Genomic DNA, 8,828 nt, shown 5'->3' on the forward strand with positions numbered 1-8,828 from the left:
CGAGCGGGCCGGTCCCCGCCGTCCCCGGGCGGCAGCATATCGACAGGCCATCACCGCCCCGTCACGGCAGTGTGGGCGCCGAACCACCCACCAACCAGGCGTCGAAGAGCGGCCGGAGCTGCCGACCCGCCACCCGCTCGGCAAGCGCGACGAGGTCTGCGGTGGTCGCGTTGGCCGCCGCCCGCTCGGTGGTCCAGGTCCGCAGGATGCGGAAGAACACGTCGTCACCGACGGTCCGGCGCAACGCGTGCACGGCCAGCGCCCCGCGCTTGTAGACGGCGGTGCCGAACATCCGCTCCCGGCCCGGCTCGACCGACGGCTGCGACCAGTCGGTCGCCGCGTACTGAAGCTCGAAGTTGCGCTGGGCGGTCCGGCCGCCGTCGTGTTCCTCCCACAGCCACTCGGCGTAGCTGGCGAAGCCCTCGTTCAGCCAGATGTCGCTCCACCTGCCCACCGACACGCTGTCGCCGAACCACTGGTGCGCCAACTCGTGCGCCACGACGCTCGGGTTGGGCCGCCCGTCGGGAAAGAACGCCGGCCCGTAGACCGGGCGGGACTGGGTTTCCAGCGCGTAGGAGATCCGGTCGTCGGCGACCACGATCCCGCCGTACGAGTCGAACGGGTACGGGCCGAAGCGACTGGCCAGGAAGTCGGCGATCGCACCGGTGCGGGCCAGGGAGCTGGCCGCGCCGCCGGTCGGGGGCAGGCTCGCCGCCACCGCGGTGACCATCGGCCGGCCGGCGTGCGTGCCGGTGACCACCCGGTAGTCGCCGATCACAAGCGTGGTCAGGTAGCTGGCCATCGGGGTGCGCTCCGACCAGTGCCAGGTGGTCCAGCCGTCGGCGCTGGTCTTCGGCCCGGGCACTCCGTTGCTCAGCGCGGCCAGGCCGTCCGGGACGGTCACCGCCAGGTCGTAGCTGGCCTTGTCCGACGGGTGGTCGTTGACCGGGAACCAGGTGGCCGCCGAGTCGGGTTGGCCGAGCGCGACCGCGCCGTCGGCGGTGTGCAGGAAGCCGCCGCTGCCCAACGACCCGTCCACGACGGCGGTGGGCACGCCCGCGTAGTCGACGGTCACGGTGAACTGCTGGCCACGCGGGAGGCCGTCGCGCGGGGTCACCACCAACTCGCCGTCGTCGCGGCGGTGGTCGGCCCGCGCGTCGCCCACCCGGACGGCGTTGACGGTCAGGCCGGCCAGGTCCAGATTGAACCGGGACAGGTCCTGGGTGGCCGCGGCGGTGATGACGGCTCGACCGGTCAGCCGATCGGTCGACGGGTCGTAGCGGACGTCCAGGCCGTAGTGGGTGACGTCGTAGCCACCGTTGCCGCGCCCCGGCACGTACGGGTCACCGGCGTCGGCCGCGCCGGGCCGGAAACCGTCCCGCTGCTCGCCCGTACAACCGGCCAACACCAGCCCGATGACGCAGGTCAGCGCGGTGGCCAGCCGGGTGCCGGCGCGCGTCCGTCCGGTCCGGACCATGCTGACTCCTCCCGCCCGGGGTCCCGATCAGGACGAGCGTAGCCAGCGGCGCCGACCGGGCGACCGGCCTTTGTTGGATTCCCGGCGCAACGCACCGAAGGCCGACCCCGCATCACGCCGGGCCGGCCTTCCGGTGTCTGACGAATCGGTCAGCGGTCGAGGACCAGGCCGACCTTCTGGAACTCCTTCAGGTCGCGGTAACCGCACTTGGCCATCGCCCGACGCAACCCACCGAACAGGTTGAGCTGGCCGTCGGCCTCGTCCGCAGGACCGAAGAGCAGCTCCTCCATCGACCCGAGCGGGTCACCGGCCACCTCGAACGCGCCCCGGGGCAGCGACGGGTGACTCGCCGCCGAGTGCCACCAGGCACCACCGGCGGGCGCCTCCTCGCAGAGCGACAGCGGCTCACCGAGCATCACCGCGTCCGCGCCGCAGCCGAGCGCCTTGGCGATGTCGCCGGACGTCTGGATGTCACCGTCGGCGATCAGGTGCACGTACCGGCCGCCGGTCTCGTCGAGGTAGTCGCGACGGGCCGCCGCGGCGTCGGCGATCGCGGAGGCCATCGGCACCCGGATGCCGAGCACCGACTCGGTCGTCGACCACTCGTCGCCGCCGATGCCCACGATCACCCCGGCCGCGCCGGTACGCATCAGGTGCAGCGCGGTCTTGTAGTCCGTGCAGCCACCGACGATCACCGGCAGGTCGAGGTCGGCGATGAACTCCTTGAGGTTCAACGGCTCGTCGGTGGTCGACACGTGCTCGGCCGAGACGATGGTGCCCTGGATGACCAGGATGTCCACCCCGGCGTCCAGGATCACCGGGGCCAGCGCCAGCGTGTGCTGCGGTGAGACCCGCACCGCCACCGTGCCACCACCGGCACGCAGCTCACGCACCCGCTCGGCGATCAGGTCCGGACGGATCGGCTCCGCGTACACCTCCTGGAGCCGCTTGGTGGCGCGGGCCTCCTCGTCGAGGCCGGCCAGCTCGTCCAGCACCTTCGTCGGGTTCTCGTAGCGGGTCCACAGACCCTCGACGTTGAGCACGCCGAGACCGCCGAGCTGACCGAGCCGCACCGCCGACGACGGGCTCATGGTGGCGTCGGAGGGGTGGCCGACACACGGAATGCCGAACGGGTACGCGTCGAGCTGCCAGGAGGTCGACACGTCGTCGACGTCCCGGGTGCGGCGGCTCGGCACGATGGCGATGTCGTCCAGGTGGTAGCCGCGCTGCGCGGTCTTGCCCAGCCCGATCTCGACCACGTCACGCATGGGGGACTCCAGGTGGTTGGGGGTGTTGGATCAGCGGGTGTGGTAGTTGGGCGCCTCGACGGTCATCTGGATGTCGTGCGGGTGGCTCTCCTTCAGCCCGGCCGCGGTGATCCGGATGAGCTGGCCTCGGCGGTGCAGATCGGGGATGTTCTCCGCACCGGCGTATCCCATGGCAAGCCGCAACCCGCCGACCAACTGGTGCGCCACCCGGGAGAGCGGCCCCCGGTAGGGCACCTGGCCTTCCACGCCCTCCGGGACCAGCTTGTCGTCGCTGAGCACGTCCTGCTGGAAGTAGCGGTCCTTGCTGTACGACTTGGCCTGGCCCCGGGACTGCATCGCGCCGAGCGACCCCATCCCGCGGTACGTCTTGAACTGCTTGCCGTTGACGAAGATCAGCTCGCCGGGGCTCTCCTCGCAGCCGGCCAGCAGGCTGCCGAGCATCACCGTGTCGGCGCCGGCCACCAGGGCCTTGGCGATGTCGCCGGAATACTGGATGCCGCCGTCGCCGATCACCGGCACGCCGGCCGGGCGGGCGGCCCGAGCCGCCTCCATGATCGCGGTCACCTGCGGCACGCCGACCCCGGCGACGATCCGGGTGGTGCAGATCGCGCCCGGTCCCACGCCCACCTTGACGCCGTCGGCACCGGCGTCGACGAGCGCCTTCGCGCCCGCGTACGTGGCGACGTTGCCGCCCATGATGTCGACCGCGACGTCGGCCTTGAGCCGGCGGACCATGTCCAGCACGGCCCGCTGGTGACCGTGCGCGGTGTCCACGATCAGCACGTCGACGCCGGCGTCGACGAGAGCGCGGGCCCGCTTGTACGCGTCCTCACCCACACCGATGGCGGCGGCGACCCGGAGGCGGCCGGCGTCGTCCTTGCTGGCGTCCGGGTACTGCTCGCTCTTGGTGAAGTCCTTGACAGTGATCAGGCCACGCAGCCGGCCCGAGTCGTCGACGATCGGCAGCTTCTCGACCTTGTGCTGGCGCAGCAGCGCCAGAGCGTCGTCCTTGCTCACGCCGACCCGGGCGGTGATCAGCGGGGTGTGGGTCATGATCTCGCGGACCGGAGTGTTCGGCTCCGAGACGAACCGCATGTCGCGGTTGGTGACGATGCCGACCAACTGACCGTCGCCGTCCACCACCGGAACGCCGGAGATGCGGTAGCGCCCGCACAGCTCGTCGACCTCGCGCAGCGTGTCGTCCGGGCTGGCGGTCACCGGGTTGGTGATCATGCCGGACTCGGACCGCTTGACCAGGTCGACCTGGAGCGCCTGGTCCTCCAGGGAGAGGTTGCGGTGCAACACGCCGATGCCGCCCTGGCGGGCCATGGCGATCGCCATCCGGGCCTCGGTCACCGTGTCCATCGCGCTGGACAGCAGCGGAATGGACAGCTCGATGTTGCGGGTGAGCTTCGTCCGGGTGTTGACCCGGCTGGGCACCACGTCCGACTCGCCCGGCTGCAACAGCACGTCGTCGAAGGTGAGGCCGAGCGGAACCACCCGCGCGGAGCCGGCCGGCAGCTCGGGCAGGTGGCCGCCCAGGTCGGCGTGCTCGCCGCCGGCCGGAAGATCGGTGCTGGGCGAATTTTCCACGATTGCTCCCCTGAGCTGCTCGGATGGGCTTCAGCGAGGTGGCGCGGGCGGGCACCGGAGCGCGCCACGGTGCCGGCACGTCGCCTCATCGTACCCAGTGAGCTGGGCGACCCGTCCGTGGCAGGCCGGGCCGGCGCAAGGCCGGGGGGCGGACGTTCGCGCCGCGTTGGGTCTACGGTGAGGGGGTGCACGACGAGCCCATCGACCCGTTCAACGGCGACCCGGCCGATCCGACCGCGGGTCTGGATGACCCGGGCGATGACGCGACGCCGGATCCGCTGACCGACGTCGAGCGGCAGGATGTGCTGGAAGACCTCGCCGACCTGGAGATATACCAGGCTCTGCTGGCCCCGATCGGGGTTCGCGGCCTGGTGATCGAATGCGAGGACTGCCGGGAGCCGCACTACTTCGACTGGGACCTGCTCCGCGGCAACCTCCGGCACCTGCTCAACTCCGGTCGGCCCCGGGTGCACGAGCCCGCGTACGACCCCGACCCGGATCACTACGTGACCTGGGACTACGCCCGGGGGTACGCCGACGGGGTGCACGACACCCTGACCGAGGGCACCGACGACGAGCCGGGCACCCCCACCGCCACGGAGTGACCGCGGCGGTCGCGGAGTGACCGCGGCCCGCCTCAGGCGACCAGGCCGGCTCGGAAACCCGCTGCCACCGCGTGCGCCCGGTCCCGAGCGCCAAGCTTGCGGAACAACCGGCGGGCGTGCGTCTTGACGGTGTCCTCCGACACGAACAGCTCCCGACCGATCTCCGCGTTGCTCTTGCCCTCGGCCATGCCGAGCAGCACCTGAAGCTCGCGCTCGGTGAGCCCGATCGACGCCCGACTGGGCCGGGCGTTCGGAGCGGATCGGGTCGCATCGGCCTGGTCCGCCGACGACTCGCCGTTCGCCGCCTCGGCCTCGTCGTCACCCCGCTGCACCGGCACCGACGGCACACCCGCCTGCCCCTCGCCGGGCGTGGCCGCCCAGCCGGGATCGCCGGAACCACGCGGTGACGGCCCCGAGCGACCGGAGCCACCCACTGCCGCGGCGTCCCGGGCCGGATCGGTGATCCGCTGCCGGGACGCCCGTCCGGGCGCGGTGAGCAGCAGCAACGCCTTCGCCACCGCGCTGGTCAGGTCGTGGTCGACATTCTGGATAAGGCCCCGGGCCCCGGCGCTGATGGTTGCCGCCGCCGCCTCGGACTCCTCGGTGCCGAGCAACAGCACCGCGGCCTGCGGCGCGCGGGCCAGCACCCGCCGGACGAAGCCGGCGCTGTCCGGCCGGGTGAGGGCCGTGTCGGCCAGCACCACGTCAGCCGGTCGCTCGGCGAGCCGCAGCATCACCTCAGGATCGGAGACGGCGGTACGAACGATTGCGGACAACCCCAGGCGCGCGGCAGCAGAAGTAAGGTGCTGGGCCGCGAGTGGTGTCCGAACGCACACAAGAACGGTACGCACTGTGGTCTCCTCTCCGCCAACGAGCAGACCATGACGGGGTCGGCTGGGGAGGGGGTTCCCGGCAATCCTTCGAACTTTTCCGACAGTTGGGGCAAAAGCCGCAATTTCTAGGACGCTTTCGATCACAGACGTGTGAGCCGTCAACAGTCCGGGTACCGGGAGGTCCAGGCCGGGAACGGTGCGCCTGCGCGGCCCGCCGCCCGGATGCCGGCCACATGGATTCTCGCGGAGCCGCGCGGGAGGAGGGGTGCTGATGTCGAACGTACGTAGACTGCCCGGACCCATCGTCGATCTCTGGGACTGGCAGCGACTCGGTGCCTGCCGAGGCCGGGACAGCGCCCAGTTCTTCCACCCCGACGGCGAACGAGGCTCCTCCCGACTGCGTCGCGAGTCGGCCGCCAAGGCAGTCTGTCGCGCCTGCCCGGTCCGAGCGGAGTGCGCCGCGCACGCCCTGTCGGTCCGCGAGCCCTACGGCGTCTGGGGCGGCTTCAGCGAGTCGGAGCGACTCCGACTGCTCGCCGTCGGCTGGGAGGACCTGGCCGACCGCCGGCACGCCCGAGTCGACGTCGCACGACTGGAAGCCCGACTGGGCCGCCCACACAAGTCGACAGTCCCGGCCCAACGCCACGTCGCCTGACCCCACACGTCCCGAACCGCGCCTCCGCCCCGGAGGCGCGGTTTCGTGTCGCGCGGTCAAATCCCACGAGCCACACGCCGGTCCGTGCCGGTGCTCGACCACCGGCGCCGTCGTGCTCGACCACCGGCGCCGTCGTGCTCGACCACCGGCGCCGTCGCGCTCCACCGGCACCCTGTCGTGACCGACCGCCGGTATCGTCGTGATCAACTCGGGGTCAATGACATCGGGGCATCCCGCCCACCCGGACAGCCCGATGTCAATGACACCGAGTGGATCAAGCCGAGCGCGCGACTCAGGAGGCAAGCGGCAATAAGCGGCTTGGGGTGTTTTGTCCGGTCTGGGAGGTTCAGGATCAGGGTAGGCCCTAGGCTCTGCGTGTATGGGGCGTTCATCCTGTGACCGGTCGCACCCGTGGGTCGGAATCGTGGCCAGGCCAGGGTCGTTACACACTCTGACGATCGCAGCACGACGTGCCGCCCTGTCCCACATGGTTGGGGATGCTGGCCCAGCAGGTTGGAATGCCGACCCGCGCCCCGTCGTTGCAGATGCACCCGGCACCACAAGCCCCGCTTGTAGGCGCCGACCCCGACGCCGTGAGCCCCTCTCGGCGCGGTCGTTAAAGACTCCGCCGAGCACCCCGCTCCATCGGGTGCCACGGGATGGGCCGCCCCGGAATGACCCCGGCCCCTCGGTCGTTACAGATGGACCCGGCGCCACGAGCCCTCGCTTGTAGGTCGCCGACCCTGGGTGCCACGAGCCCCCGCTTGTAGGTCGCCGCCCTCCGGGCGCCGTGAGTCTCCGGGCTTGCCGGTCGCGTACCCCAAGACTTTCCCTTTTTGAACGTGCAGCGCCGGACGAGGTGCTCACACCCGTGACCGCCGTTTCCCCGATCGGCGTGGCGCGGGTGTTCCTACCCCCGAAGGAGCTACCCCCATGAACACGATCATGCGTAAGAGCGTGCTGTCCGTTGCTGGTCTCGCGTTCGCCGGTGGTGTCTTCGCCGGCCCGATCGCCGCCCACGCCAACCCGGTCGACACCAAGCCGACCGCCGCCACGGTGCAGACCACCGCGCCGAAGCCGCAGGGCGACCAGTCGCACATCTCCCTGAACGATGAGCAGACCGCGAACGTCAAGGCGATCATCGCCGCCACGAAGAAGGCCGGCCTGCCCGAGCGCGCCGCGGTCATCTCGATCGCGACGAGCCTGCAGGAGTCGAAGCTGGAGAACCTGGGCCACCTCGGCGACGCCAACGACCACGACTCGCTGGGCCTGTTCCAGCAACGCCCGTCCAGTGGTTGGGGCACGCCGGAGCAGATCACCAACCCGGAGTACTCCACCACCGCGTTCCTCAAGGGCCTGCGTCAGGTCGACGGCTGGCAGGACATGCCGCTGACCGACGCCGCGCAGACCGTCCAGGTCTCCGCCTACCCCGACGCCTACGCCCAGTGGGAGCAGCAGGCCACCGACCTCGTCAACCAGCACTGGAACAGCTGACCACCGAACGACCACACCACCGCACCGCACCGCACCACCGCACCACCGCACCACCGCACGACCACACCGCACCGCACCGCACCGCACGACCGCACCGCACCACCGCCGGCACCACCGCACCGCACCATCGCACGGCACCACCGCAGCACGACCACATGACACCGACCGCTGGCCGGCGCCCCGTAACTCGGGGTGCCGGCCAGCGGCGTTTCCGGGTCTGGCCGGCATGACGAATGGCGACGCGCCCGCTACCCGGCACTACCCCCGCCCGATTGGCGACTGCGAGGAGATCTTGGACAGTTTCCGTTACGCCGGCGGGCTCAACTGGTGGTTGCAACACCCTTCCGTGATCTTCGTTGGGGTGGTTATGGCGTCGAGGTTGAGCCCGCTGGAGCGGGAGCAGATCGGGTTGGGTCGGGCTGCGGGTGAGTCGTTGCGGTCGATCGCGGAAAGGTTGGAGCGGTCGGCGTCGACGATCTCGCGGGAGGTAGGTCGGTTCGAGCGCTATGGGCAGCGGTATCAGCCGTTGATGGCGCAGTGGGCGTCGTTTCTGCGGCATAACCGGTCCGGGCGGGTGCCGCGGTTGGCTGTTGACGGGCCGTTGCGTCAGATGGTGCTGGATATGCTGCGACGACGTCGTTCGCCGCAGCAGATCAGTGCTCGGCTGCGGGTGCAGTTCCCGGACACGCCGGAGATGTGGGTGTCGCACGAGACGATTTACCAGGCGATCTACCTGCAGGCGCGGGGCAATCTGCGTGCGGAGTTGACGCGGCAGGTGGCGTTGCGATCGGGGCGGGCCGCTCGCCGTCGTCGGGCGGCAAGCGCTGGGGCGGTGCGTTCGGCTCGGCCCTGGGTGAACCTGCGTATCGCTGACCGGCCGGCCGAGGTCGCTGACCGGGCCGT

General features: G+C 70.9%; 8 protein-coding genes. 4 read left to right on the forward strand and 4 right to left on the reverse strand.

The annotated features are described in order from the left end of the window. Positions 1-61: 61 nt before the first annotated feature. The 3 genes from ACGFH8_RS27335 to guaB all read right to left on the reverse strand — a co-directional run bounded on the left by ACGFH8_RS27335 (position 62) and on the right by guaB (position 4,338). The gene (locus ACGFH8_RS27335) at positions 62-1,477 is read right to left on the reverse strand and encodes a M1 family metallopeptidase (protein ID WP_393372403.1); all 1,416 of its coding nucleotides are present in this window, start codon (positions 1,475-1,477) and stop codon (positions 62-64) included. A 149-nt stretch (positions 1,478-1,626) separates the two neighbouring features. Continuing rightward, positions 1,627-2,745, reverse strand: a complete 1,119-nt coding sequence (locus ACGFH8_RS27340; RefSeq protein ID WP_393372404.1) for a GuaB3 family IMP dehydrogenase-related protein — start codon at positions 2,743-2,745, stop codon at positions 1,627-1,629. A gap of 30 nt (positions 2,746-2,775) precedes the next feature. Further along, positions 2,776-4,338: an IMP dehydrogenase gene (guaB, locus tag ACGFH8_RS27345; protein WP_393372407.1), complete on the reverse strand. Its 1,563-nt coding sequence runs from the start codon at positions 4,336-4,338 to the stop codon at positions 2,776-2,778. A 185-nt stretch (positions 4,339-4,523) separates the two neighbouring features. Here guaB and ACGFH8_RS27350 point away from each other — a divergent pair, with 185 nt between their 5' ends. Further along, complete coding sequence (locus ACGFH8_RS27350) at positions 4,524-4,943, forward strand: DUF5319 domain-containing protein (RefSeq protein ID WP_393372409.1); 420 nt, start codon at positions 4,524-4,526, stop codon at positions 4,941-4,943. A gap of 32 nt (positions 4,944-4,975) precedes the next feature. On the opposite strand, the gene ACGFH8_RS27355 is transcribed toward ACGFH8_RS27350, so the two are convergent. Beyond that, positions 4,976-5,794 carry a response regulator transcription factor gene (locus ACGFH8_RS27355; RefSeq protein WP_393372412.1) on the reverse strand — a complete coding sequence of 273 codons (819 nt, stop codon included), beginning with the start codon at positions 5,792-5,794 and terminating at the stop codon, positions 4,976-4,978. Positions 5,795-6,047: 253 nt separating this feature from the next. Here ACGFH8_RS27355 and ACGFH8_RS27360 point away from each other — a divergent pair, with 253 nt between their 5' ends. The 3 genes from ACGFH8_RS27360 to ACGFH8_RS27370 form a co-directional block, all read left to right on the forward strand. Next, positions 6,048-6,431 (forward strand): WhiB family transcriptional regulator, encoded by a 384-nt coding sequence (locus ACGFH8_RS27360; RefSeq protein ID WP_355032435.1) that lies wholly within the window; start codon positions 6,048-6,050, stop codon positions 6,429-6,431. A gap of 933 nt (positions 6,432-7,364) precedes the next feature. Further along, the gene (locus ACGFH8_RS27365; RefSeq protein WP_393372415.1) at positions 7,365-7,925 is read left to right on the forward strand and encodes a hypothetical protein; all 561 of its coding nucleotides are present in this window, start codon (positions 7,365-7,367) and stop codon (positions 7,923-7,925) included. 226 nt (positions 7,926-8,151) lie between these two features. Further along, positions 8,152-8,828, forward strand: a 677-nt coding sequence (locus tag ACGFH8_RS27370) for a transposase (protein WP_393372417.1), incomplete at its 3' end; no start/stop codon positions are given.

It is taken from the genome of Micromonospora sp. NPDC049175 (assembly GCF_043197345.1).
Lineage (GTDB): Bacteria > Actinomycetota > Actinomycetes > Mycobacteriales > Micromonosporaceae > Micromonospora.